General features: G+C 59.2%; 20 protein-coding genes. 14 read left to right on the plus strand and 6 right to left on the minus strand.

The genetic code is table 11. The annotated features are described in order from the left end of the window. Positions 1-8 precede the first annotated feature (8 nt). From H586_RS0106810 to H586_RS19955, 4 genes are all read left to right on the plus strand, one after another. Positions 9-647, plus strand: coding sequence for an HD domain-containing protein (locus H586_RS0106810; protein WP_011366504.1), 639 nt, complete (start codon positions 9-11; stop codon positions 645-647). Continuing rightward, on the plus strand, positions 613-1539 hold the full coding sequence (locus tag H586_RS0106815) for a D-alanine--D-alanine ligase family protein (RefSeq protein WP_011366505.1): 927 nt from the start codon (positions 613-615) through the stop codon (positions 1537-1539). Before H586_RS0106810 ends, H586_RS0106815 begins: the two co-directional genes overlap by 35 nt. Then, positions 1536-2813 (plus strand): 3-deoxy-D-manno-octulosonic acid transferase, encoded by a 1278-nt coding sequence (locus H586_RS0106820; protein ID WP_027181670.1) that lies wholly within the window; start codon positions 1536-1538, stop codon positions 2811-2813. The genes H586_RS0106815 and H586_RS0106820 overlap by 4 nt, the downstream gene beginning before the upstream one ends. Before the next feature lie 325 nt (positions 2814-3138). Next, positions 3139-4902, plus strand: a complete 1764-nt coding sequence (locus H586_RS19955) for a HAMP domain-containing methyl-accepting chemotaxis protein (protein WP_155891358.1) — start codon at positions 3139-3141, stop codon at positions 4900-4902. 160 nt (positions 4903-5062) lie between these two features. Here the strand turns inward: H586_RS19955 and H586_RS19960 are convergent, their stop codons facing one another. Both H586_RS19960 and H586_RS0106840 read right to left on the minus strand, forming a co-directional pair. Further along, entirely contained in the window at positions 5063-8290 is a 3228-nt protein-coding gene (locus H586_RS19960) for an ATP-binding protein (RefSeq protein ID WP_051363907.1), read from the minus strand. Next, positions 8287-9840 (minus strand): ABC transporter substrate-binding protein, encoded by a 1554-nt coding sequence (locus H586_RS0106840; protein ID WP_027181671.1) that lies wholly within the window; start codon positions 9838-9840, stop codon positions 8287-8289. Before H586_RS0106840 ends, H586_RS19960 begins: the two co-directional genes overlap by 4 nt. 207 nt (positions 9841-10047) lie before the next feature. Between H586_RS0106840 and H586_RS0106845 the strand changes: the two genes are divergently transcribed. Beyond that, positions 10048-10761 (plus strand): DVU0298 family protein, encoded by a 714-nt coding sequence (locus H586_RS0106845; RefSeq protein ID WP_027181672.1) that lies wholly within the window; start codon positions 10048-10050, stop codon positions 10759-10761. Here the strand turns inward: H586_RS0106845 and H586_RS0106850 are convergent. From H586_RS0106850 to H586_RS0106870, 4 genes are all read right to left on the minus strand, one after another. Continuing rightward, positions 10739-11347 carry a phosphatase PAP2 family protein gene (locus H586_RS0106850; protein WP_011366511.1) on the minus strand — a complete coding sequence of 203 codons (609 nt, stop codon included), beginning with the start codon at positions 11345-11347 and terminating at the stop codon, positions 10739-10741. The two genes, H586_RS0106845 and H586_RS0106850, sit on opposite strands and share 23 nt — an antisense overlap. Before the next feature lie 125 nt (positions 11348-11472). Further along, positions 11473-13179: an FAD-dependent oxidoreductase gene (locus H586_RS0106855; RefSeq protein WP_027181673.1), complete on the minus strand. Its 1707-nt coding sequence runs from the start codon at positions 13177-13179 to the stop codon at positions 11473-11475. Between the two features lie 1074 nt (positions 13180-14253). Then, on the minus strand, positions 14254-15726 hold the full coding sequence (hflX, locus tag H586_RS0106865; RefSeq protein WP_011366513.1) for a GTPase HflX: 1473 nt from the start codon (positions 15724-15726) through the stop codon (positions 14254-14256). A gap of 185 nt (positions 15727-15911) precedes the next feature. Further along, positions 15912-16511: an IMP cyclohydrolase gene (locus H586_RS0106870; protein ID WP_027181674.1), complete on the minus strand. Its 600-nt coding sequence runs from the start codon at positions 16509-16511 to the stop codon at positions 15912-15914. Positions 16512-16740: 229 nt separating this feature from the next. Between H586_RS0106870 and fliR the strand changes: the two genes are divergently transcribed. The 9 genes from fliR to H586_RS0106915 all read left to right on the plus strand — a co-directional run bounded on the left by fliR (position 16741) and on the right by H586_RS0106915 (position 24993). Next, positions 16741-17526 carry a flagellar biosynthetic protein FliR gene (gene fliR, locus H586_RS0106875; protein WP_011366515.1) on the plus strand — a complete coding sequence of 262 codons (786 nt, stop codon included), beginning with the start codon at positions 16741-16743 and terminating at the stop codon, positions 17524-17526. Between the two features lie 12 nt (positions 17527-17538). Beyond that, a complete protein-coding gene (gene flhB, locus H586_RS0106880) occupies positions 17539-18612 on the plus strand; it encodes a flagellar biosynthesis protein FlhB (RefSeq protein ID WP_011366516.1) in 1074 nt (357 codons plus the stop codon). A gap of 21 nt (positions 18613-18633) precedes the next feature. Next, on the plus strand, positions 18634-20745 hold the full coding sequence (flhA, locus tag H586_RS0106885; RefSeq protein WP_027181675.1) for a flagellar biosynthesis protein FlhA: 2112 nt from the start codon (positions 18634-18636) through the stop codon (positions 20743-20745). Next, positions 20745-21833 (plus strand): flagellar biosynthesis protein FlhF, encoded by a 1089-nt coding sequence (locus H586_RS0106890; RefSeq protein WP_027181676.1) that lies wholly within the window; start codon positions 20745-20747, stop codon positions 21831-21833. Before flhA ends, H586_RS0106890 begins: the two co-directional genes overlap by 1 nt. 63 nt (positions 21834-21896) lie before the next feature. Further along, positions 21897-22709, plus strand: a complete 813-nt coding sequence (locus H586_RS0106895) for a MinD/ParA family protein (protein ID WP_027181677.1) — start codon at positions 21897-21899, stop codon at positions 22707-22709. Continuing rightward, a complete protein-coding gene (locus tag H586_RS0106900) occupies positions 22666-23463 on the plus strand; it encodes a FliA/WhiG family RNA polymerase sigma factor (protein ID WP_011366520.1) in 798 nt (265 codons plus the stop codon). Before H586_RS0106895 ends, H586_RS0106900 begins: the two co-directional genes overlap by 44 nt. A gap of 18 nt (positions 23464-23481) precedes the next feature. Continuing rightward, entirely contained in the window at positions 23482-23862 is a 381-nt protein-coding gene (locus H586_RS0106905; RefSeq protein ID WP_011366521.1) for a chemotaxis response regulator CheY, read from the plus strand. Between the two features lie 50 nt (positions 23863-23912). Continuing rightward, positions 23913-24665, plus strand: coding sequence for a flagellar basal body-associated FliL family protein (locus tag H586_RS0106910; protein WP_011366522.1), 753 nt, complete (start codon positions 23913-23915; stop codon positions 24663-24665). A 1-nt stretch (position 24666) separates the two neighbouring features. Continuing rightward, entirely contained in the window at positions 24667-24993 is a 327-nt protein-coding gene (locus tag H586_RS0106915; RefSeq protein WP_011366523.1) for a hypothetical protein, read from the plus strand. Positions 24994-25084 lie beyond the last annotated feature (91 nt).

The following is a 25084-nucleotide window of genomic DNA, read 5'->3' on the forward strand; positions in this document are numbered from 1 at the left end:
TTGCAGTTATGAAAACGGGCACACAGGCCGCGGAACGCAGACCGCTGCGGGAAGAAGAAACCCCGCCGCGGTTTTTTGCCGCGGATGCGCGCTGGAACGTGCCGGAACCGGCAGCCTGCCGGCTGCTGTGGAATAAATACGCCATGCCGGACCACATCCGGCAGCACAGCGAGGCCGTGGCGCAGGTGGCGCACACCATAGCCCTGCATGCGCGGCGCAGCGGTATGAATGTCTGCGCCGACACGGTGCTTGCCAGCGCCCTGCTGCATGATCTCGCGAAAATATATACCATACTGCACGGCGGCAACCACGCACAGCTGGGGGCTGCATGGGTGCTGAAAGAAACCGGCAACCCCGCCATAGCACAGGGTGTCGTGCACCATGTGTGGTGGCCGTGGAGCATCTCGCTTGACAGGCATTTTCTGCCGTGCGTCATCATATATGCCGATAAACGCGTACGCCACGAGCGTATCGTGTCGCTTGCCGAACGGTATGACGACCTTATGGTGCGTTACGGCAGAACGGAAAAAAGCAGGCAGTACATAACCCTGTCGCTGGAACAGGCTGCAGATATTGAGCGCGCTCTTGCAGAGCGACTGGAGATAGATTTCAATGCGTATTCTTTTGATAGCCGGGGGCTGGTCTGAGGAACGGGACGTATCGCTTTCCGGTGCGCGGGGCATTCACGCCGCGCTGGAGCGGCTGGGGCATCAGGTTACTCTTTTTGACCCCTGCCGGACGCTTGCGGGCCTTCTGGAGGCTGCACAGGCACATGATTTCGCCTTTTTAAACCTGCACGGGCAACCGGGAGAAGACGGCCTTGTGCAGGCGCTGCTGGAAACGGCCGGCGTGCCGTATCAGGGGTCCGGCCCTGCGGGGTCTTTTCTGGCGCTGAACAAGGCCGCGGCAAAGGAAGTGTTTGTCAGAAACGGCCTGCCCACACCGGAATGGGTTTTTCTGCCGGCGCATCCGGGAGCGGACTGGGAGCCGCCTTTCGCTTTTCCGGCATTTATCAAGTCCAACAACGGCGGATCAAGCCTTGCTCTGCACCGCGTCAGCTGCCCGGGCGAGCTTGCCCGCGCGCTTGACGAGCTTTTCACCCGCGGCGGCGAGGCCATTATAGAACCCGCCGTGGAAGGCGTGGAGGTGACTTGCGGTGTGCTGGGCGACGAAGCCTTGCCGCCCATTCTCATCCGTCCGCTGGGCGCCGGATTTTTTGATTATGCCAGCAAATACACTCCGGGGCAGGCGGAAGAACTGTGTCCCGCGCCGCTGCCCGGAGAAGTTACGGCCAAGGTGCGCGAATACGCGCTGCGGGCGCACCGCGCACTGGGGCTGCGCGGTTACAGCCGTTCAGATTTTATTCTGACGCCTGCCGGAGCATTGTCCCTGCTGGAAGTGAACACGCTGCCGGGCATGACGGCCACAAGCCTGCTGCCGCAGGAAGCGGCTGCCGTGGGCATTTCCTTTGACGGGTTGATCGGGCGGCTTATCGAGCTGGGACTGGCCGCCCACGGCAAACAACAGGAGAAGGCATGACCCTGAGCGCAAGACACCGTCTGCTGCTTTCGCTGTATGGCGCGGCATGGCGGCTGTGCCGCCCCCTGCTGGCACGTCACCGCCGGCTGCGGCACGGTTTTGACGAGCGGCTGGCACCCCGCGGGCGCACCCCGCAGGCAGATCTGTGGATCCAGTCGGCATCGGTCGGTGAATCGTATCTTGCGTGGCAGCTGCTGCGCCATCTGCCGCAGGGCAGTGCAGGCAGCGTGCTGCTGACCACATGCACGGTGCAGGGGCGCGGTATTCTTGATTCTGCCGCGGCCTGGTGTGCGGAGCACCGGCCGGACATGCGTGTGGAAGTGCGCTTTTTTCCTTTAGACGAACCCGCCGTGATGCGCCGCGCGCTGCAGCTTACGGGCGCCCGTGCCGTGGTGCTGCTTGAAACGGAGCTGTGGCCTGCGCTGATGGCGGCCTGTGCGCAGGCCGGTGTACCCTATGTTGTTGTCAACGGACGCATGACGCCGGGAAGTCTTGCGGGCTATCTCAATTTTGACGGATTTCTGCGCGCGGTGCCTCCGGCTGCCGTGCTGGCCATGTCGGAGCACGATGCGGCCCGTTATGCGGTGCTGTTCGGCCACGGGCGGGTGCGCGTGATGCCCAACATCAAGTTCGACAGAGTTCCGCAGGGCGCAGCGCAGGGACCCAACCCGCTGCTGGGTACGGTGTTCAGGCCGGGAACATCAGTTGCCGTGCTGGCTTCTGTGCGCCGCGAGGAAGAAGAGGATGCGGAATATCTGCTGCGGGCGGTGGCCGGAGAACGTCCGCGCACCTGCATCGCGCTGGTGCCGCGCCATCTGGAGCGGGTGGCCCGCTGGCGCGTCCGGCTTGACGAGGTGGGGATGCCGTGGGTGCTGCGTTCTGCCGTGCGTGAACCCGTGGCGCCCGGTACGGTGGTTCTGTGGGATGCTTTCGGCGAACTGGACCATGTGTACGCACTGGCCCGCGGTGTCTTTGTGGGCGGCAGTCTGCGCCCGCTGGGCGGACAGAATTTTCTTGAACCGCTGGCACACGGCATCGTGCCTGTTATCGGGCCGCACTGGAGTAATTTTTACTGGGTGGGCGACGATATAATGGAGCAGGGGCTTGTGCAGCGTACCGGCGGGCCGGAGGAGGCAGCGCAGGAACTGCTGCGTCTGCTCAGACGTCCGGCCCCCAAGACAAGAGTGGCGGCACGGTTTGCCGGATATGTTGAAAAACGCCGCGGCGGTGCCCGCATGGCCGCTGAAACCGTGGCGGAAATTATCCGCAGCTGACCTGCATTTTCGGTTTACGCACAGCTTCAGGCTGCCGCCGGTGTTATCTCCGGTTGGCAGCTTTTTTAGTGTCTGCGGGGTGCCGCAGCCGCGCGCATGGCGCACGCCAGCGCATTGCTGCATGCGTGTGTAGCCCGCAGTTTGCATAGTGCAAACTTTTGTTTGCATTTATTCTGCCGGCAGAAAAACGTCCACAGCACATAACCGTTGTAAAGACGAACGTCTGTGGTGTTCAGTGCCGGTGGCATTTAATTTGCTTGATATACGGATTTGTTCTTCCGCACTGTGGCGGGTATTCTTTCATGCTTTCAAAGGGGGAGGCATCGTGAATTGTTTCAAGACCATTAAAGGCAAGATAACAGGTATCATTGTTATCTGTATAGTCTCCATGCTCTGCATTCTCGGTTTATCTGTGGGTACGCTGGCCAAGCTGCACGGATCTTTTGTCAGCATGAAGGAAAATACACTGGATGGTAAAGTTGCCACAACGGCCATAAACAGAGACATTAACTATGTAAGCCGTCTTACCCGGAATATAATGCTTGGTAGTGACGCAGATAAAGATATAGATAAGCTGCAAAAGCGCATTGAAGCCATAGAAAAAAACTTTGTGATACTTGAAGGCGGCGCTGTGGGTGCAGAAGAGCGACAGCTTGTTGTCAAGGCAAAGAGAGCTGCGCTTGCTTTTGTACAGGACGGATTGCGCTTTGCCACAAAAATGCAGTCCATTCCTGAGGGGATGCGGCATCTGCAGTATGCGGAATACGGTCAGTCCGCCACACCGCTGGCGCAGCAGTCGCGTAAATATTTCGGCGAACTGACTACAATAAAAGACAAAGCCTACGATAACGAAGTCTACCGTTTCAAGGACACCATAGCGTTTCTCAAGTGGTGCATCATCGGTGTTTCAGCAGGAATCATTGTGCTTATAGTCACATTGTGTCTGCTGCTTATGCGTTCCATTATCCGTCCGCTGGGCGAACTGACAGCCTACACCGGTGCAGTGGCCGCAGGAGACTACAGCTGCAGCATTGATTCCACACGTTTTTCCGGCGAACTGGGCGAAACGGCTGTTTCTGTGCATACCATGGTGGACAGTTTGCGGCGCAGCATGACGGAAGCCGAGGAACACAGCGCGCAGGCAGATGAAAAGGCGGAGCAGGCAAGGAAGGCGACTCTTGAAGCCGAAGAGGAACGGGCACGCATTACATCGCTGCTTAACATGATGCACGATCTTACGTCGCAGGTGGCTGCCATTGTTGACGAGCTGAATGTGGAAGCGGCGGGGCTTGAAAGTGATTCCAACGAGATTGCGGCAGGGGCGCAGTCCCAGCATGCCCGTTCGCAGGAAACGGCCACCGCCATGGAGGAGATGACTGCCACCATAGCGGAAGTGGCGCGCAATGCTTCGCTGGCGGCGCGTAATGTCACGCAGAGCAAAGCCGATGCAGAAAGCGGTTTTGCCGTGGTGCAGCAGGTTATCACTGCCACCAACGACGTCCATGTGCAGACCACGCGTATGCAAGAGACTCTGGGCGAACTGAGCCATCGCGTGGAAGGCATCGGAGACATTATGGGCGTGATCACCGATATCGCCGACCAGACAAATCTGCTGGCGCTGAACGCCGCCATCGAGGCCGCACGCGCAGGTGACGCCGGACGCGGTTTTGCCGTGGTGGCTGACGAAGTGCGTAAACTGGCCGAAAAAACCATGCAGGCAACCCGCGAGGTGGGCGAGGCCATCAAAGGTATTCAGGCCGGAGCCGGAGCCAACGTGGAGAGCATGAACAAGGTTTCGGAAGCCGTGGCCCACAACAATGCGCTGACCAACGAGGCGGGTGCCGCACTGGAAGCCATCACCGCACTGGTGGGAGAGTCGGCCGTGCAGGTGACTTCCATTGCCACGGCCGCGGAACAGCAGTCTGCCGCCTGCGAGGAAGTGAATGAAGCCACTGCCGCGGTGAACAGAATCTGCGCGCAGACTTCTGAAGGCATTTCCCGCTCCGTGCAGCGTATCCGCAATATCGCCGCGCTGACTGCCGAACTGCACGGTCTGACGGATAAAATCAGTGACGGTTCCGCAGCCTGATGTTCATGCACGGGTTGCCATAGATTCTTCCGGTGCATGCGCCGTGGCCCGCAGTGCGGCGTATGCGTATGAAAAAGGCTTCCCCGTCGGGGGAAGCCTTTTTGTTTTTGCAGCCTGTATGTGCCGGTGCATGCGCAGGCGAGGGGGATGACCTCCGGCATTATGTTTTGTGTGCGGGGGACTGTGATGGTTCCCGCTGCGTTTTTCGGGCTTCGCGGTGCGGCTCCGTATCGTCGTTGTCCGTCGTGCCTTCTGTCTGCTGCCTGCCTGTCTGGGGGATGACGGTATGGCCGGTGCGCTGGTTTTCCAGCATGGTGACTTCCTGTGCGGCGTCCGCAGCGGCGGTGCCCTGTCCGGACTGACCGGTGGTTGCGGTGTCGCCTGCCGCACCTGCCGGCGGCTGCCCGGATGTCTGCTCTGCCTGCCTGTCCGTCGTCACCGTAGTGGCGGATTTGTCGGCCTGCCTGTCTGTCATGTGTTCTGTGGTGTGCTGCGCAGCTGCAGGGGGCTGTTTTCCGGAAGTTTGTTTTCGGGCAGCCTGTTCTTCGGCAGTCTGTTCGCCGGTAGCTTGTTCTTCGGCAGTCTGTTCCGCCAATTTTTCCGCATTTTGCCCCGCCGTGTGCTCTTCGGGGGCAGGCAGCTTTGCACCGTCTGCCTGATACTGCGGTGCGGGGGCTCCCGTATTGCGTTCCAGCATGGCAAGCAGCTGCTGCTTACGGAAGGGTTTGGTCAGATAATCGGTAAAGCCCATGGCAAGACAACGCTGCTTAAAATCTTCCAGCGCATGAGCGGTAAGCGCCACCACAGGAACGGCGGGCATACGGTGGCGCTGTTCATAGTCGCGTATGGCGGTGGTGGCCATGTAGCCGTCCATGACGGGCATTTCCAGATCCATGAATATGATGTCGTAGCTGTTGAGCATGAAAAGGCGCAGCCCTTCTTCACCGTTCTCCGCTTCGTCCACCTCGTGGCCGGTGTTTTTCAGATACATTCTGAACAGCAGGCGGTTGTTGGCGCTGTCTTCCACACACAGTATGCGCAGCGGTGCGGCCTGTACCGGCATGGCACATTCTTCGGGCTGCGTTTCCGCGGCGGAACGGTCATGGAGGTCGAGCCGCATTTCCACATACACGGCTGTGCCCTGTCCCTGTGTGCTTTCCAGCCAGATGCGCCCGCCCATCATGGTAGTGAGCATACGGCAGATGGAAAGCCCCAGCCCTGTACCGCCGAACTGCCGCGTGATGGAAGAATCAGCCTGCGTGAAGCTTTCAAAAATGGTCTGCTGCACGTTTTCCGGAATGCCGATACCCGTATCGCGCACGCAGATGCGCACCATGACCGGTTCACCCGCTGTCAGTTCCTGCTGTCCGGGGGCAGGGCCGACATGTACTTCCACCGAGCCTTCCCGGGTGAACTTTATGGAGTTGCTGAGCAGGTTGCCCAGAATCTGACGCAGCCGCAGCGAATCACCGCAGTAATTGTCGGGCAGTGTTTCGTCCACATGCAGCGAGAGAGACAGCTGTCTGCTTTCGGCCTGCGCCGCATGCATGTTTACGGTCATGGTCAGGGTGTCCCGGAGAGAAAACGGCAGACGTTCCAGCGTCAGGCGTCCTGCCTCCAACCTTGAGTAGTCAAGGATGTCGTTGAGAAGAGCGAGCAGGGTCTGGCCTGACTTGCGGAAAATGTCCACATACAGCCGCTGGTCCGGCGTCAGGTCCGACTCCCAGAGCAGATCGGCCATGCCCACCACTGCATTCAGAGGGGTGCGCACTTCGTGGCTCATGCGGGCAAGAAATTCACTTTTGGCCTTGCTGGCGGCTTCTGCCGCTTCACGCTGCTGTTCGGCCTCGCGGCGCCGTTCGCGTTCTGTAATATCTGTCAGTGCGCCTTCAAGATACTGCGGCAGGTCATTTTCGTCATAAACAAGCCTGACGGAAATGGACACAGGTACCTGACTGCCGTCGCGGCGGTAAAAGCGGGTTTCAAAATCGGAAAGACTGCTGCGTGTGGAAAGCAGTGATTTCAACCGCTGTCTGTCTGCGGGGTTCACATACAGCTGCGACCCGATATCGGTCACCGTGCCGATGAGTTCTTCGGCGGAACCATAGCCCAGCATTCTGGCCAGTGCTCTGTTGGCCTTGATGAACCTGCCTTCCAGCGTGGTCTGGTAAATACCCTGTACGGAGCCTTCAAATATTTTGCGGTATTCTTCACGTGCTGACAGCAGTTCGCGGTTAGCGTATTCCAGCCCTTTGTTGGCATTGGCCAGCCGCAGGGTGGTTTCTTCGTGCTCGTGCAGGGCGTCTAGCAGGTGCGCGCGCTGCTCTTCCAGACGTCCGGCCATTTTATTGAACGACTGCGCCAGTTCTCCCAGCTCGTCGGAGCCGCCTTCGGACACGCGTACACTCAGGTTGCCGCCTGCCATGCGCCGGATGGCCTGTACCATTTCATGCAGGGGGCGGGTCAGTTTTTCCGCTGTCCACATGCCCAGCCCCGCTGCCATGACAAGGGCAAGAACAAGGGTGAGCACCAGTGTCTGCACGGCGTCGTGCAGATACTGCCGCAGCATGTTGCGGTTGAGCGCCACGGAAAGCACCGCCTGTGTCACGCCGGCGTTGTTGCGCAGCGGAATGCTGCTGAGCGCATAAGTCGAACCGGCTATCTGCGCCTCGTACTGTGCAGGGCCTTCGGCATTGCGCATGACATCGTAGGTGTTGTCCCAGTCATGTGTCACCGGCAGCTTGCTTGCGTCGTGCAGAGTGCTTTCCACCCGGAGGTCGGGGTAATGCAGGGTAATGTCGGCCTGTGTCTGTTCTTTGATGTGCTGGAGCATGCTGCGGTCCAGCGGAAAGGTGGTAACCACGGCGCCGATGGCCTGCAGAGACGACGGCCGGTATACGGGGGCGACGGCTCGCGCGGCCAGACCCGCCGGAGTGCGTACAATGTCCGATGCCGTGTGCAGCAGAATGCCCTGCATGACCAGCGGGTCTTCCGGCGGGGTCATCCACTGGCGGTTGGCCGTGCGCAGCGGAACACTGCGCGCAAGTATCCGCCCCTGTGCGTCAAAAACCTCCACAAAGCCCTTGTCCCAGAAGTGCTGACGCGAGAACAGCATGTCGCGCAGGGAGTCAGGCTCGGGGTTGCCCTGCAGCGTGTTGAATCCGGCAACCAGACGCGAGACGTTTTCCGCTTCGCGCGTGGTTCTGGATATGGCGGCGCTGACTTTATCCAGCGCCGTGCGGCTTTGCAGACTCAGGGCGGATGCCGTCTGCTGCATGCTGACCAGCAGCCCCGCCACGGTCATGGTGCAGACAGGCACAAGCGCCACAAGCAGGGTTACAAGAATGACCCGTAGTCTGATGGATGAAATGCTGAGGCTGATCTTCATGGTGCCGGCCGTTGCTGAGCGCGGTCTGCAGGCGCTGTTTTTACGGTGTTGCGAAAGATCAGGTACGAGCCCGTGGTAATGCGCATGCCGGAAATTCCGCGGCGCAGTATGACCGGCAGGCTGCTGTGCATGACGGGTATGCACGGCAGCTGTTCACGTTCTATACGCTGTATGCGGCGGTAGGCCCGCGCTCTTTCGCCGCGTACGGGGGTGGAAACACTTTCTTCTATCAGCCGGTCCAGCTCGGGTATGTGTACCCTGTGCAGCGGGTTGTCCGGCCCTGCATACAGGTGCGTGCTGTACAGATTGTCGGGGTCTGCCGTATCGGCAACCCATGCGTTGATGAACAGATCATAGTCGCCCTGTGCACGGCGTTCCCGCAGAGCATCGGGGGGCAGGGTTTCTATGGAAAGCGTTATGCCGGCTCCGGCCATGAGATATTTGAGCGTGACGGCGAAAAGCCGCGGCGAAGGCATGAAAGGCCGTGAGGCGTCGAGCTGCAGCGCCGTAAGGCTGATGCCCTGCGGGTAGCCGCTGCGAAGCAGAAGTTGCCGGGCTTTATCCGGCGCGTATTCGTACGGAGGCAGCGAATGGTCTTTGGCCCACATTTCCGGCGGCAGCAGCCCTGTGGCGGGCATGCCGTTGGCGCCCAGCACCACGGTGGCCAGACTGTTTCTGTTGATGCTCAATGATACGGCGCGGCGGATTTCGGGGGAGCGCATTTTTTCACTGGCACCGTTGCAGGCCAGAAAAATGACCGAAAGCTGCGGGTGTCTGATGATGGTGTAGGCACCCAGCCGCTGAGCCGTTTTTTCATCCTGTTCTGTCAGGCCGGGTACAATGTCGGCCCTGCCGGAGAGCAGCGCTTCCAGAGCGCTGCTGCTGGAGGCATAGTATTCGTAGCGGACATTGCAGCGCGGCGGCGGGGTATGCCCTGCGGCGGGTATCAGGGTGACTGCCTCGGGCGAATATGACGCCACGCGGAACGGCCCTGAACCGGCAGGGATGGCGGTTCTGCCGTCGTGCATCTCCTGCAGCGAGCGCGGCGAGACTATGCTGGCACCGGGCGTTGCCAGATTATGCAGCAGCGGGGCATAGGGGTTGTCCAGTTCTATTTCCAGCGTGTTGTCATCCAGAGCACGTATGGAATTGACCTGACCGAACAGCAGCCGTTTCCAGTCGGGATAGGGGGTGTACTGCGGGTGCGCCGGATCCATGAGCCGCTGAAAGCTGTATTCCACGGCATAGGCGTTCAGGGGAGAACCGTCGTGAAAGCTGCGGCCTTCATGCAGGGTAAAGGTCCAGCGCCTGCCGTCGGGCGTCACATTCCACGATTCCGCCACAGCGGGCTGCACGGTGCCGTTGCGCGAAACGGTGACCAGTGTTTCAAAAACATTGGCAGCGATGCTGTGGGGTTCGTACAGGCTGCTGTGTGCCGGGTCCAGACTGGCAATGCGCTGGAACATGGCCACGGTGACTGTCTGCCCGGCTGTGGTTGCCGCAGCCGCTGCGCCGTGAGCGGAAAACACGAGCACGCAGGCAAAAGCCACGGCCGTAAGAGTCCCCCCGTATGAACGGGGAGCGGGCAGAACGCTTCGGGCACTTGCTGACGCCTGAGACCGGAACAAAGCAGCTCCTTGTGCTCTTTTTCACATTTGAAGGACTATATAGAAAGCGGATAAGCCTTGCAAGGATACATGCTACCCTGTTGTCAATCACAAGGGAATGATTACGATTTGCGTCAGGAGGGCCGCTCTATGGCAAAGTTTCGCGCGTTGAAAACCCGTATCCGCTGTCTGCTGGCGGATGACGGCTGGGAAGGGAATCTGGACCAGATAACGGCACTGCCGCCGGCGGAGGTTGTGGGGCCGCTGCTTTCTTTTCTGCTGTCGGGCGGTGAGATGAAATGGCGCGCCGTGACGGCGCTGGGCATTGCCGTTTCACGTATGGCGGACGAGGGCATGGAAGACGCCCGCGTGTTCATGCGCCGGTTGCTGTGGCACATGAATGAGGAGTCCGGAAACATAGGCTGGGGCATTGCCGAGGCCATGGGGGAAATTATGGCCTGTCACGCCCGTCTGGCTGCGGAATATGACAGAATGCTTGTTTCGTATGTGCGCGAGACAGGCGACGACGACAACTTTCTTGACCATCCGCCCCTGCGGCGCGGGGTATACTGGGGTATAGGCAGACTGGCACAGGCGGAGCCGGCGCGCATGCGGCTGGCGGTGCCTGCACTGGTACGCGCGCTGGATGACGAGGACGGTGAAGGCCGCGGACTGGCCGCATGGGCGCTGGGAAATCTGGCGGAACACTGCACACCGGACGAAATCAGCCAGGCACGGGCGCGGCTGCTGTCTTTGCAGGGTGATGCATCGTCTGTCGAGCTGTTTGAAGACCGGCGGCTGTTGTGCACCACCGCGGGCGCTCTGGCTGGTCAGGCGCTGGTCAGGCTTGACGCCGTTTCGTAAGGGCGCTCTGCGCCATGCGCAGACACTGGAGCACCACCAGCGCCACGGCTATGCCGGTCAGCCATCCGCCGATGACATCACTGGGGTAGTGTTTGCCCAGATAAACACGAGACCAGCCGATAAGCAGCGGCAGGGGCAGCATGAGCCAGCGCAGGGCGGGCCATACGGCGCATCCGGCAAGCACGGCGGCCATGCTGTTGGCTGCATGGGCTGAAACAAACGAGGCCCCGCGGGGTTTGGTCTGTACAAAACCGGCGGGGCGCTGTGTCCACTGGCCGTGCTCCACAAAATGAACCGACGGCAGGGCGTTGAGCGGCCTTACCCGCCCGAAGGTGTCTTTTACCACTCCGCAGCTCAGGTCTGATATGCCTGCCGTGGCCGCCACCAGCAGCAGGCCCGCCAGAATGCGGCGGCGTCCCTGCGGGGTGCTTCTGAAAGCCGCTCCCAGAGCAATGACAGCCGCTATGCCCCACAACAGGGCACTGTTTGAAACAAGCGGCATGAACACATCAAGAAACGGTGTGCGCCAGTCATTGTTGAGCACCGTGAACAGCTGTGCATCCCATGATGGTGTGGCAAACGGCATGAGTTCTCCTGAAATTTTCTGTGCGCGCACTGTAGCCGTATGCTTTTGTACAGGCAAGCGGCGGAAGGCATGAAAAAAAGCGGCGCGGCCGTATGGCCGCGCCGCGGTGATGCCGGATGGGCGGATCAGATTTCGTTGCCCTGCTTGGTCACCGAAGCCATGCCGCCCTGAACGCTCAGGCTTTTGCGGCCGTGACGGTTCATGATCAGCTGCGATTCAAAGGAACGCAGACCGGTGTTGCAGATAAGCACCACGGTCTTGTCTTCGGGTATTTCGTCGAGGCGCTGCTCCATTTCTTCCAGCGGAATGGAAAGCCACTGACCGGGGTATTTTTCCACCAGCGATTCAGCGTTGGAGGCCAGACGCGTGTCCACAAAGGTGCAGCTGCCCGACTCGCGGTTCTGCCACATGACGGCGAATTCATCGGGGTCCAGCGTGTGGTTGCGGCCCTCAAGCACGTTTTCCGCCACGTTGGCCACGGTGTTGATGATGTCCATGGCAGAGGCGAAAGGCGGCGAGTAAGCCACTTCAAGGTTGGATATGTCTTCCAGCTTGGGTTTGTTCTGCAGCAGCGGCGCCACGGCATTGATGCGGGCCACAAGCGCGTCGCCCAGACTGCTGGTGCCCTGAATGCCCAGTACGCGGCGGGTGGGGCGTTCCACAACCAGATCCAGTGCCATGACGGTGTGTTCGGGGTAGAAGTGAGCGCGGTCGAAGCCTTCCACGTGCACGTTGACCGCATCAAATCCTTCGCGCAGGGCCGACTCGATGGTCAGACCCGCACCGGCCGCGTTCTGTTCAAACAGTTTGACGGCCCAGGTGCCCACGCCGCCGGGGAACCGGGCATCGCCGCCGGCAAGGTTGGTGCCGATGACGCGTCCCTGTCTGTTGGCCATGGAGCCGAGAGGGAAGAAGCCGGGTTTGCCGGTAACCAGATTGGGCACGGTTACGCAGTCGCCGCCGGCATAGATGTCGGGGTCGGACGTCTGCATGCGGTCATTGACGATAATGGCGCCGCGTTCGTTCAGCTCGATACCGGCTGCACGGGCAATTTCGGTGTTGGGTCGGATGCCTGCCGCCATGACTACCAGTTCGGCGTCAATGGTGCGTTTGTCGGTGACCACACGGGCAACCTTGCCGTTTTCGCCTTCGATGCGGATGACTTTTTCGCCGCAGAAGACGTCCACGTCATTTTTACGCAGATCGTGTGTGGCAATCTTGACCATGTTGCCGCTCAGAAAACCGGGCAGAATCTGGTCTGCTATTTCCACCACAGAGGTTTTGATGCCCCACATGTCGGCCAGCGAGACAGCCACTTCAAGGCCTATGAAACCGCCGCCCACAACCACGGCACCGCTTACGGAACCGGCGGCCACGGCTTCGCGGATGGCCTGCGCGTCGTCCAGCGTGGTGCAGGTGTGCACGCCTTCAAGGTCAATGCCTTCAAACGGGGGACGGTTGGGTGCGCTGCCCATGGCCAGCACCAGCTTGTCGTAGGGCAGTTCTGCTGTCTCACCTGTGGTCAGGTCTCTGATGAGTACTTTTCTGGCCTGCCGGTCGATGGATTCGACCTTGGTGCGGGCCAGCACCTTGACGTCTTTGTTCACCCGGAAAAATTCGGCGTCGCGGATGGTGTGGTAGGGGGTCATCTGCAGCTCTTCAAGCGTGTTGACCTCGCCCGAAACATAGTAGGGAATACCGCAGCCGCCGTAAGAGATGCGGTCGGACTGGTCGATCATGATGACGTTGTCTTCGGGGCACAGCCGCTTGAAACGGCATGCGGCTTTGGGACCTAGCGCAACGGCGCCGATAACGACGATATTCTGGGGCATGAATTCCTCCGGTCTGCGTGAATTGAACGGCAGCGGCGCAACAGGAATCCTGCTGCCGCGGCATGATGACCGCATACCGTCTGTCGCCTGTATCCTTGCGGCAAAACTGTTCAAAAAAAGGCACTGTGTGCCGGAGTAAGCCTACTTTTCAGGTAGGACTTAGGCTTTTTTTTATGCATTGGCAAGGTGTGTGCGCACTTACCGCAGCATGATGCAAGGCACAGAAAATAAGACTGTTTCCTGTTTTTGACAATACCCCATAAGGGTATATGTGCCGTTACGGCGATGCAGGGCATGGGGCGATGGGCGCAGATAATGCCGCAGCCCGGAAATTCTGCCCGTGGCGGCGGGCGGGAAGGCTGAGGGAACCATTGTGCAGGTGTGAAAAAGCGGGACAGAGCGTGAAAACGCGAAAAACGGAGCGGTTAAGGAGTCAGACCGGAAGTATCAAAAAGAAGAAGCGTGTGCGTTCCGGTGACCGGAAGGCCCTGACATTTCAATGCTGTTCAGGGGTTTTGCACACGCTTCGTATACTGACTTGCGTCGTTGGTTTCCATTATGGGCAACTCACTTTGCCGTTATGTGTTTGCATCTCTTCCAGAAGCACCCTCCCGTTGCAGTTGGGCAAGTCCGGGTTCCAGCCTGGTTTGTGCGTCGGGCCGTACAACGGCGTGGTTCTGATGCAGCGCCTTGTGCATCGACGAACCTGAAGGCACGGTTCAATACACTGGCAACTCAATTTGCCGTTTGTATATTGCAAAAGGTCTTATTCCTGTGCGCGGCCATAACCACTGCCGCGGATCCGGATGCCTTTGGTAATACTTTATGACAGTGTTGTTACTGTGTCCATAGGGTATTTGCAATTGTAACGATGTGTTTTTACAGTATGGTTTTTTAACGTGCTGTAAAAAAAGAATAAAAATGTGAAAATAAAATAGTGCAGCGCCAGCGGCGTGTTAGCTCCGCTTGCGGGGGCCTGCGGCCTGTGCGGAATATGCCGCAGCGTGTTCTGCCGTGCAGGCCCCGGCTTACGGTTGTGTGCGGCGGTTAATACGCGGAGGCTGCAGGGGCCGGCTACAGCATCCGCTCCCAGTCTATGCGTCTGATGATTTCTGCGGTGAGGTCATCAAGGCCAAGCCGTGTTCTGGCGGAAACGCGGATGGCGGCAGGGTACAGGGCGGCAAGGGCCAGACGGGTTTCATCGTCCAGCGTTTCCCATTTGTTGAGCACCAGAAGCCGCGGAATATCCTGCAGTTCCAGCTCGTCCAGAATCTCTTCCACCGCGCGCAGCTGCATTTCCAGCTCGGGGTGTCCGGCATCGGCCACATGCAGCAGCAGATCAGCGGCTTCCAGTTCTTCAAGAGTGGCCCGGAATGCCTCTTTGAGTTCCTTGGGCAGCGAGCGGATGAAACCCACCGTGTCGGTGACGATGAGTTCGCGTTCCTGCGGAAAGCGCAGTCTGCGGGTTGTGGTGTCCAGTGTGGCAAACAGCTTGTCTTCGGCCAGCACGTCTGCATTGGTCAGTGTGTTGAGCAGCGTTGATTTGCCCGCGTTGGTGTACCCCACCAGCGATGCCACAGGCACACGCGCCTTGGCTCTGCGGCCGCGGGTGAAACCGCGCTGGGTGCGCAGAGCTTTGAGGTCCTGCTTGATGCGGGCTATGCGTTCGCGCACCTTGCGGCGGTCGGTTTCCAGTTTGGTTTCACCGGGGCCGCGGCCGCCAATGCCGCCTGCCAGCCTGTCCATGGCGCGGTTTTTTCCGGTCAGGCGGGGCTGTGTGTATTGCAGCTGGGCCAGTTCCACCTGCAGTTTGCCCGCACGCGTGGAAGCGCGCTGGGCGAAAATATCCAGAATAAGCTGGGTGCGGTCTATAACCTTGCGTTCGGTGATATCGGCAAGGTTGTGCAGCTGCGCGGGCGACAGTTCTCCGTCAAAAAGGATGACTCCGGCGTTTGCCGTAAGCGCAAGCACTTCAAGTTCGGCCAGTTTGCCCTTGCCCAGAATGAATTTGTAGTTGAGCTGCCGTACGCGCTGCACCATGGTGCCCGCTACGGTCAGCCCGGCGGTATCGGCCAGTTCGGCCAGTTCGGCCAGCGACGATTCCTGCACGGAACGCGGGTCGGGAGAAACACTCACCAGCACTGCCCTGCCGGATTCGCTGCCGGTTTCGCGGGCATCGGCGGTGATGCGCGAAAGTTCTTCTTCCAGCGCCTGCGCCTGTGCGGTGAAATCTGTTATTACCCTGTCCCACCCCTGCGGGTCGTGCACCATGTAGGGCTGTGTGCCGCCGGGCAGCAGATGCGCATGCTGAAAGCTGGCCGGCCCGCCGTGCTGGTCCACGGTGAGCACGCCCACGTCGTCAAGACGCAGAAACAGCATGTCCATGAGGTCTTCCTGCGAAAGCAGGGAGTCAGTCAGGTGGGTGTGCAGCAGCCTGAGCCCCCGCAGCCTGCCCGCGCCCGTTCGGGCGCGGGGAAGCTCGGGAATATAGATGGAGCCCGTATCGCCCACAATAACCAGAGAAACCCTGCCCTGTCTGTCGAGCATCAGCCCTATCTGACGGCCTATGCTGCGGCTCAGGGCGGCCAGTTCTCTTGCCTGTTCCGTGGTGTAGCCGCCCTCGGCAGGGTAGCGGCGTGTGTACAGACGCGAAAGCGCCTTGACCTGACTGGGCTTCAGCCCCTGAGTATTGCCGAGAACCTTGGTTGCTATGGCGGGTCTCCGTCCGGCGTTTAAGCCGTTTTGCTGCCCAGATAACCGGCAATCATGCCGTCATAGGCGGAAGTGGCGCGGAATGTTTTGACAGCCATGGCCTGACGCATGGCAAGTCCCACCCGCATGTCGTTGTCGCGCATTTCCTGCATGGCTGCCTGATAATCGGCAGGGTCGGGCAGTACAAGCATGGAATGGAAGTTTTTGGCGGTGGCGCGCAGCATGCACGGCCCGCCGATGTCCACTTCCTCCACGGCACCGCGCAGGTCAAGACCGCGGGCGGCGGCATCCGCAAAGTTGTACAGGTTGACACAGATGAGGTCGAACGTGCGGATTCCCAGCTCCTTGAGAGTGGCAAGGTGTTCGGGGTTGTCCTTGTCGGCCAGAATGCCGCCGTGGATGTGCGGGTGCAGGGTCTTGACGCGGCCGCCCATTATTTCAGGAAAACCGGTGACCTTGCTCACAGGGGTGACGTCCAGTCCCGCTTCGGTCAGCGTCCGCTGGGTGCCGCCGGTGGAAACCAGTTCCACGCCGTTCTGTGTGAGAAACGTGGCAAATTCCACAAGCCCGCTTTTGTCGGTCACGCTCAGCAGCGCTCGCCGTATGGGCAGAAAATCCATATCGCCTCCGTATTCGGTTTTTTGAGGCAGTGCCAGAAACATCGGCCCTTGGCAACAGTATCCGCACCTGACGGCAGGGGCAACGTGTTTGTGCCGGTGCCGTCGAAAGGCTGACACGGCCTTGCCCTGCCGCCTTTGCCAAAAGGCCGTACGCGGCATTTACCGGCCTTGCGCGGGCTTTTGCGTCCGGCTGCGGTGCGATGGTCTGTTTTTTGCTTTTTGAGACGGCATGGATCTCTTCAATTTTGATGAAGCCTCTTTCCTCAGCTTTCTGCTTACCCTCATGCGCATCAGCCTTGTGGTTTTTCTGCTGCCGGTATTCGGGGGCAATTCGGCACCCCGGCTGGTAAAAGGTGCGCTGTGCATGGTGCTTACGCTGGCGCTGTGGCCGCATCTTTCCTTTTCCGGAAGCCTGTTGCCGGGGCATCCGTTCGGCATTGCGCTTATGCTTGCGGGTGAAATCATCATGGGCATCATGCTTGGGCTGCTGGTGCGTTTTTTCTTTGCGGGTATCCAGACCGGCGGCGAACTGCTCGGGTTTCAGATGGGGTTTACCATGGTCAGTGTGGCAGACCCTCTTTCGGGGCAGAGCACCAGCATCAGTTCACATTTCATGTATATGGTCAGTCTGCTTATTTTTCTGGTGCTTGACGGGCATCTGGTGATGCTCAAAGGCCTTACGGACAGCTTTGCGCTGGTGCCGCCCGGTCAGCTGGTTTTCAGACACGCCTCGCTGCACAACATGCTGACGTTGGCGGGGGGCATGTTTGTCATGGCCGTGCATATTGCCGCGCCGGTCATGGCCGCGTTGTTTCTGGTGGAACTGGCGCTGGCACTCATGGGGCGCGCGGCACCGCAGATGAACCTGCTGATGATCGGGTTTCCGCTGAAGATCGGAGTGGGGTTTCTGTTCATGGGGCTGCTGTTCACGATCATGCGGCATCAGGTTCAGGATTTCATTCTGGGGCTGGGCCCGCAGATGACCAACATGCTCAAACTGATCAGCCCGCTGTAGGAGCCGGACACCATGCCGCAGCAAGACCCGAGCAGAACAGAACAAGCCACCCCGAAACGCAGGCGTAAAGCGCGGGGTGAAGGTAATGTGCCCAAATCGCAGGAGGTGCCCAAAACCTTTGTGACCATGGCGGGCACCATAGCGCTGTATGTGTACATGGACCATATCGCCAGCGAGATGATGGGGCTGTACGAACATTTTTTCCGCAATGCCGTGATGTTCGAGGCAACACCGCAGGCCGTTTATGATCTGCTGCTCTGGATTTCGGGCAAGCTGGCGCTCATGCTGCTGCCCATCATGCTGTTTCTCGCGCTTGTGGCGTATGTGGTCATCCGTCTGCAGGTGGGCAAACTGTGGGCGCCCAAAGTTTTTAAACCAAAATTTGCGCGGTTCAACCTTATCAAGGGGTTGAAACGTCTTTTCATATCGCCGCAGACACTGATCCGGCTGGGCAAAAGCATACTGATGGCTGCGGTCATCGGTATTGCGCCGTACATTGTCATCCGCAACGAGATGCATCACTTTCTGCCGCTGTTTTACGCCACACCCACCGCCATAGGGGTGTACATGCTGGAAATGGGCATGAAAATGGTCAAGTACGCCATGCTGCCCATGCTGGTTATAGCCATCGCCGACCTGTGGTACACTAGGTGGGATTATGAAGAAAATCTGAAAATGACCAAGGATGAGGTGAAGGACGAACGCAAGCAGGCCGAAGGCGACCCCGCGGTGAAAGCGCAGCAGCGTCAGAAGATGATGGAGGTCATGGCCCAGCGCATGCTGGAGAATGTGCCCAAAGCGGACGTTGTGGTGACCAACCCCACGCACTATGCCGTGGCGCTGCGCTACGATGCCGTGGAAGCTCCTGCGCCTGTGGTGCTGGCAAAAGGGGTGGATCATCTGGCCGAGCGCATCAAGGAAGTGGCCCGCGAGCACCGGGTGCCCATCCGGGAGAACGTGCCGCTGGCACGGGCCTTGTATAGGCAGGTGGAGGTGGGGGACATGATCCCTGAGGAACTCTATCAGGCAGTGGCTTCGCTGCTGGCTTCACTGATGAAATTCAAGGCCCGCCCGCAGGGGCGGTAAACGGAACGGAGCGTCAAAACAATGGCGGATGTAGGAACAGCACCCAGAATAGATTACGAGCGCTTCTCCAAGCACGGCGATGTCCTGCTCGCCGGCGGCGTGGTGGTGATTCTGTTCGTCATGCTCATTCCCATGCCCACCATTGTCATGGACATCATGCTGTCGCTCAGCATTTCGCTGGCGCTGCTGGTGCTTGTGACTTCCATGTTCATGCTTTCCCCGCTTGAATTTTCCATTTTTCCTTCGCTTCTGCTGGTTACCACGCTGCTGCGTCTTGCTCTTAACGTGGCAAGTACCCGTCTTATTCTGCTGCACGGTGACGAAGGCACAGATGCGGCCGGTTCCGTTATCCAGTCCTTCGGCGAATTTGTTGTCGGCGGCAGTTATATCATCGGTATCGTGATTTTTCTTATTCTGTTCATTCTGAACAAAATGGTTATCACCAGCGGTACCACGCGTATCGCGGAAGTGGCGGCACGTTTTACCCTTGATGCCATGCCCGGCAAGCAGATGGCCATCGAAGCCGACCTGAACGCCGGACTCATAGACGAGACGGAAGCCACGCGGCGGCGTGAGAATATCCGCAAGGAGGCTGATTTCTACGGCGCCATGGACGGTGCCGGCAAGTTTGTTCAGGGCGATGTGAGCGCGGGCATGTTCATCACCATGGTGAACATCATCGGGGGTATTCTCATCGGCGTGCTGCAGAAGGACATGACATGGCAGGACGCCATGACCGTGTACACGCTGCTGACCATCGGTGACGGTCTGGTCTCCACCATTCCCTCCATCATCATTTCCACCTCTGCGGGTATCATTGTTTCGCGTGCCGCTTCCGAAGCCAAAATGGGCGAGGAATTCATAGGCCAGCTGACGTTCAACTCCCGCGCGCTCAAACTGGTTTCCGGCGTGCTGCTTGTTTTTGCACTGGTACCGGGCATGCCGTTCATCCCGTTTGTCATTTTTGCTTCGCTGCTGTTTTTTATCTCCAGAGTGGTCGGCGGTGCCAGCGACGATGTGGCCGAGCGCAGCGGTGCTGCGGGCAAGGCCGGTGTCAAGGGCGGCGCCCCCGGCGGTGCGCTGGACAGCCCGGAAGAGGTGCAGGCTCTGCTGCCGCTGGACGTGCTGGAACTGGAAGTGGGCTACGGACTTATTCCGCTTGTGGACGAGGAACAGGACGGCAACCTGCTCTCGCGCATCCGCTCCATCCGCCGGCAGTTCGCTCTGGATATGGGGGTTGTCATCCCCTCGCTGCACCTGCGCGACAACCTGCAGCTCAAGCCCGGTCAGTACACGCTGCTTATCAAGGGCAACGAGGTTGCCTCGGCAGAGATTCTCATCGACCATTATCTGGCCATGGACCCGGGCGACGCGCGGCACCGCATCAAGGGTATCGAAACGCGCGAACCGGCATTCAATCTGCCTGCGCTGTGGATTCCCGAGTCGCAGAAGGAAGAGGCCATGCTGGCCGGTTACACCGTGGTGGACCCCGCAACCGTCATTGCCACGCACCTGACCGAAGTGTTCCGGCGCAATCTCGGTTCGTTCCTCGGCCGTCAGGAAGTGCAGAACCTGCTGGACAACCTTGCCAAACATTCGCCCAAGGCGGTGGAAGAACTGGTGCCGGGCATCCTGTCGCTGGGTGTGGTGCAGAAAGTGCTGCAGAATCTGCTGCGCGAAAACGTATCCATACGCGACCTGCTCAGCATTGTGGAAGCGCTGGCAGACTACGGCCCGGGCGTAAAGGACGCCGATACGCTGACGGAATACGTGCGCGAACGGCTTGCGCGGACCATCGTGAAGCCCTACATGGACAGCCAGGGGCAGCTGCCCATCGTGACACTGGACCCCGGCGTGGAGAAAACTTTGCAGGAGGCCATCCGTCATACCGACGGGGGGGCGTATCTGGCCATGGACCCCGGCAGGGCGCATCAGCTCATCCAGCGGGTGAATGCCGCCGTGGAAGGAGCCGTGGGTACCGACGGGCAGCCTGTGCTGCTGTCGTCTCCGGTGGTGCGGCCGCATCTGGCGCAGCTGCTCCAGAGGTTTCTGCCCACAGTTCCTGTTATTTCGCAGGCGGAAATTCCTGCTGACATACGGCTGACCGCCGTGGCAAACGTGGTGCTTGACTGATGCAGGTGAGAACATTCAAAGGCCCCAGCGCCAAAACAGTGCTGGATATGATCAAGGCGGAGATCGGCCCCGAGGCGGTCATTCTGTCGTCACGCGACTGTTCCGGTGACGGGGTCACATGGTGCGAAATGACCGTGGGGGTGGAGCGTGAAGCCGCAGCCGCACCCCGCATGGGCCGGGACGAACCCGCAGCCGGTGATCATACGCCTCCGGCCGGATGGGATGAGTGGCACAGGGAATGGGACGAGATAAAAGGGCACATCATGGCGTTGATGAAGCCCGCCCTGCGCCTTGACGAGCTTGCCCCCCGCCAGCGGGTGGCGCTGGAATATCTGGAACGCGAAGGCGTTGAGGACAATGTGATTCTGGCCCTGTACAGAAGGCTGCGCGGTGCGCCCTCGCTGTCTGTACTTGAGCCGCTGTCCGCCGTGGTGCCGGTGAAAGGCTGGGGCGGGGCGGACTGGCCGCAGAAAATGCAGATAGTATGCGGGCCTTCCGGCGTGGGTAAAACCAGTGCCGTGGTGCGCATGGCGCTGGCACTCCGGCGACAGAATGCGGGGGTGCGCATCTGTGTGCTGAATGCGGACAGCCAGCGCGGCAGCGGCCGCATGGTGCTGCGCCATTATGCCGAACTGTGCGGCATGGGCTATCATGAAATTTCCGGCCCGGCAGACGCCGCTGCCTTGCTGGGTGAACTGGACGGATACGACAAGATTCTTGTGGATACTCCTGTTCCCGGACGCGGCGCAACGCTGCGCAGTCTGCTGGAAGAGACCGGTCTGGATGTGCTGGAGCAACAGGTGCCCGCAGCGGTGCAGCTGGTGATGTCGCCGCTGTACGGCGATGCCCAGATAAGTTTCTTTCTGCGGCAGTACGCGTGCGGACTGCCGTGCGGCCTTGTCTGGACGAAGCTGGACGAAGCCTGTAACTTCGGAGCGCTGATAAATGTTCCGGCGGCTTCGGGCCTGCCGGTGACGGCGCTTTCATTCGGTTCCGGCCTGAAGAATTCTCTGGCGTCCGCGCGCGGAACCATGATCTGGCGGCTGGTGTTTAAAAAACAGCTGCCGGGCGATGTGGCCGCACGCTGACGGCATTTTTCTGTAACGCTGATTTTTTGTGCAGGCGAACGTGAACCTGTTGGAGCATAGCTGATGAGTGCTGAACTACCTCTGGTTTTTTCCGTCACCTCCGGCAAGGGCGGGGTGGGTAAAACCAATATGTCTGTGAACATAGCCTGCTGCCTGAGCCGCATGGGCAAGCGCGTGGTCCTGCTGGATGCCGACCTCGGGCTGGCCAACGTGGACGTGGTGCTGGGGCTTGCGCCGCCCAGAAACCTGTTTCACCTGTTTCACGAAGGGGCGGATCTGGGCAGCATTCTGTGCGAGACGCCTTACGGGTTCCGCATTCTGCCGGCTTCGTCGGGCGTGGGCGAAATGCTTTCGCTTTCCACCGGTCAAAAGCTTGACCTGCTGGAGGCCATGGACGTTCTTGAAGATTCTGTTGATTATCTGCTAGTGGACACTGGAGCAGGTATCAACGATAATGTACTGTATTTCAATATCGCCGCGCAGGAACGCATTGTCGTGCTGACGCCGGAGCCCACATCGCTGACCGATGCCTATGCGCTTATCAAGGTGATGAAGCTCAATCACGGCGTGGAACATTTCAAGGTGCTGGTGAACATGGCGGGCGACATGAAGGCCGCGCGCGAGGTTTTTTCCCGGCTGTACAAGGCCTGCGATCATTTTCTCAGCGGTGTGTCGCTGGATCTGCTGGGGTATGTGCCCCGCGACAGAACCGTGCGGCGGGCAGTGGTGGAGCAGACGCCGTTCTGCGTCCTCGACAGCCGGAGTCCGGCGAGTCTTGCCGTGCAGAAAGTGGCTGAAACAGTGCAAACATGGGACGTATCGGCGAGCTTAGATGGCAATATCAAGTTCTTCTGGAAAAAGCTCCTCTTCAGGTAATCAGCCCTGGGAACGGCTGGAGTCCGGTGCCACCGCGTGGCCCGACTTCACCCCCGCGGAACAGGAACAGGTGGTCAGGCACTATGCGCCCAAGATCAAGTTTCTGGCTTTGCGGCTCAAGGGCAAACTGCCGAAGAGTGTCGAACTGAACGAGCTGATCAGTGCCGGAACGCTGGGGCTTATGGAAGCCTTCGGCAAATTCCAGCCCAAGCTCGGTATCAAGTTTGACACCTATGCCGAAAACCGCATTCGCGGGGCCATGCTTGACGAGCTGCGCAGGCTGGACTGGTTTCCGCGAAGTCTGCGGCAGCGCGTGCGGCTGCTGGAAGACACTATAAACCGTCTGGAGCACGAAAAAGGGCGGCGTCCTTCGGAAGAAGAACTGCAGAAGGCCACGGGGCTTGAGGAAAAAGACCTGCGTAGTGGCCTGGAAGCATTGCAGAATCATCTTTGTATCAGTCTTGATGCCATTCAGGAGACCTTTGCCGCAGACGGCAGAGACCATCTTGAGGGCGAGCCCTTCCATTCTACAGCCACACAAGAGCTGATCGAGCGCATAGCTTCGCTTATAGATCAATTGACACCAAGGGAAAAGCTGGTATTGTCGCTATATTATAGTGATGAACTGAACATGCGGGAAACTGCCGAAGTAATGGGTGTTACCGAAGGCAGAGTGTCGCAGCTTCATTCTCAGGCTCTCAACCGGCTCCGCAAACAGTTTCATGAACAGTTTGGAACTCAGGGCGCCGTTTAATACCAAGGAGATACGAGCATGCCTTATGATCCGAATATGCGTGTGCTGGTGGTAGACGATTTTTCGACCATGCGCAGAATCATCAAAAACATCCTGCGTCAGCTCGGGTTCAACAACGTGGTGGAAGCCGATGACGGAACAACCGCATGGGATGTTCTGAACAAAGATAAAATCGATTTCATCATCTCCGACTGGAATATGCCGCAGATGACCGGCATCGACCTGCTGCGCAAAGTCCGCTCCAGTGAAGAATTCGCTGACCTGCCTTTTCTTATGGTAACGGCAGAAGCACAGCAGGAAAACATCATCGAGGCTGTTCAGGCCAAGGTTTCCAACTATATCGTCAAGCCGTTCACTGCGGAAACCATGAAGCAGAAAATCGACAAGATTTTCCCGTAAGGCCCCGCCTGCCGGACGGCGGAACGGACATGGGGTAGAGGGCGCGATGCATGTTGCTGATGTTAGACGACGACCCTTTGGGCGGCGAGGCCGGCGACAGCACCCAGCTTGACACCGAAGAGCTGCAGCCTGTGGATGCGTCTGCGGGCGGTGACGAAAAGGTTGAACTTGACCTTGAGGATGCTCCTTTTCTGGAAGAAGAAGAGGAGCCGGTGGAAGAGCCCCCTTCCGATGACGGCGGTGACGGTTCGCTGGATATCGACGCGGACGGCGGCGGAAAAAGAAAAAGCGGATTCAGCGCTGCTGCGCTGCTGCGCGACAGGCGTGTGCAGATAGGCGGCGGTGCCGTCTTGCTTCTGCTCGTCGGGCTGCTTATCTTTCTGTTATGGCCATCGGGCGAACCGCCCGCAGAAAAGCAGGCGCAGCCCGTGGTCAAAAAAAAGATTGTCCGCAAGGCGGGTGAGCTGCCCCCCCCGAAAGAAGAAGAACCTGCAAAGCCGGAGTATGTGGTTGCGTGGGAGCCTTTCTGGGTTGAACAGACAGACCAGCAGGGAAATATCCGTTTTCTGGTCTGCAAGTTTGCCGCCGTTACCGAAAGCGAAAGGCTTTCGTGGGAAATCGGCACAAAGAAAGTCGTTCTGCGCGATGCAATCTTTTATTACCTGCGCAACAAATCGCTTCTGTTCCTGACGGAAAAAACCAACGTGGAAACGCTGAAAAGCGATCTGCTTGCCGTAATCAACCAGTATCTGGACAATGGTCAGCTTCAGGACTTGCTTATAGAAAACTATCTGGTGAAATAATATGTCGTTGCAAAGCAGCCTTCCGGTGCTGCTCGTCCAGATGGGACATGTGCAGAAGATAACGCACAACGAGCAGGCACATCCGGAAACGCAGCAGGCCGTTGCACAGCAGTCGGTTGCGGAAACGCTCAAGCGCGGCCAGAGCCAGGTGGAAAAAACGCAGAAGTCCGGTAAAGGCAGGATCGAACCGGATGGCGGCGGCAAAAGCGGCAATCAGGCCGCGGCAGAACAGCAGGAGCGGCAGGAGACTGCTTCCGGCGAACAGTCACCGGAGCAGGAGCAGAAGAAAAGCCCCTGGACAGGAAACATTGTCAACGTGAAGGTCTGATACGGCCCGCCACTGCGGCGCGTTCCACAAACGCGGCGGCCAGAGGCGGGCGTTGTTGTTCCGTGCACCCTGAAGTCTGATTTTTCCGGAA

The sequence above is a fragment of the Oleidesulfovibrio alaskensis DSM 16109 genome (assembly GCF_000482745.1).
GTDB lineage: Bacteria > Desulfobacterota > Desulfovibrionia > Desulfovibrionales > Desulfovibrionaceae > Oleidesulfovibrio > Oleidesulfovibrio alaskensis.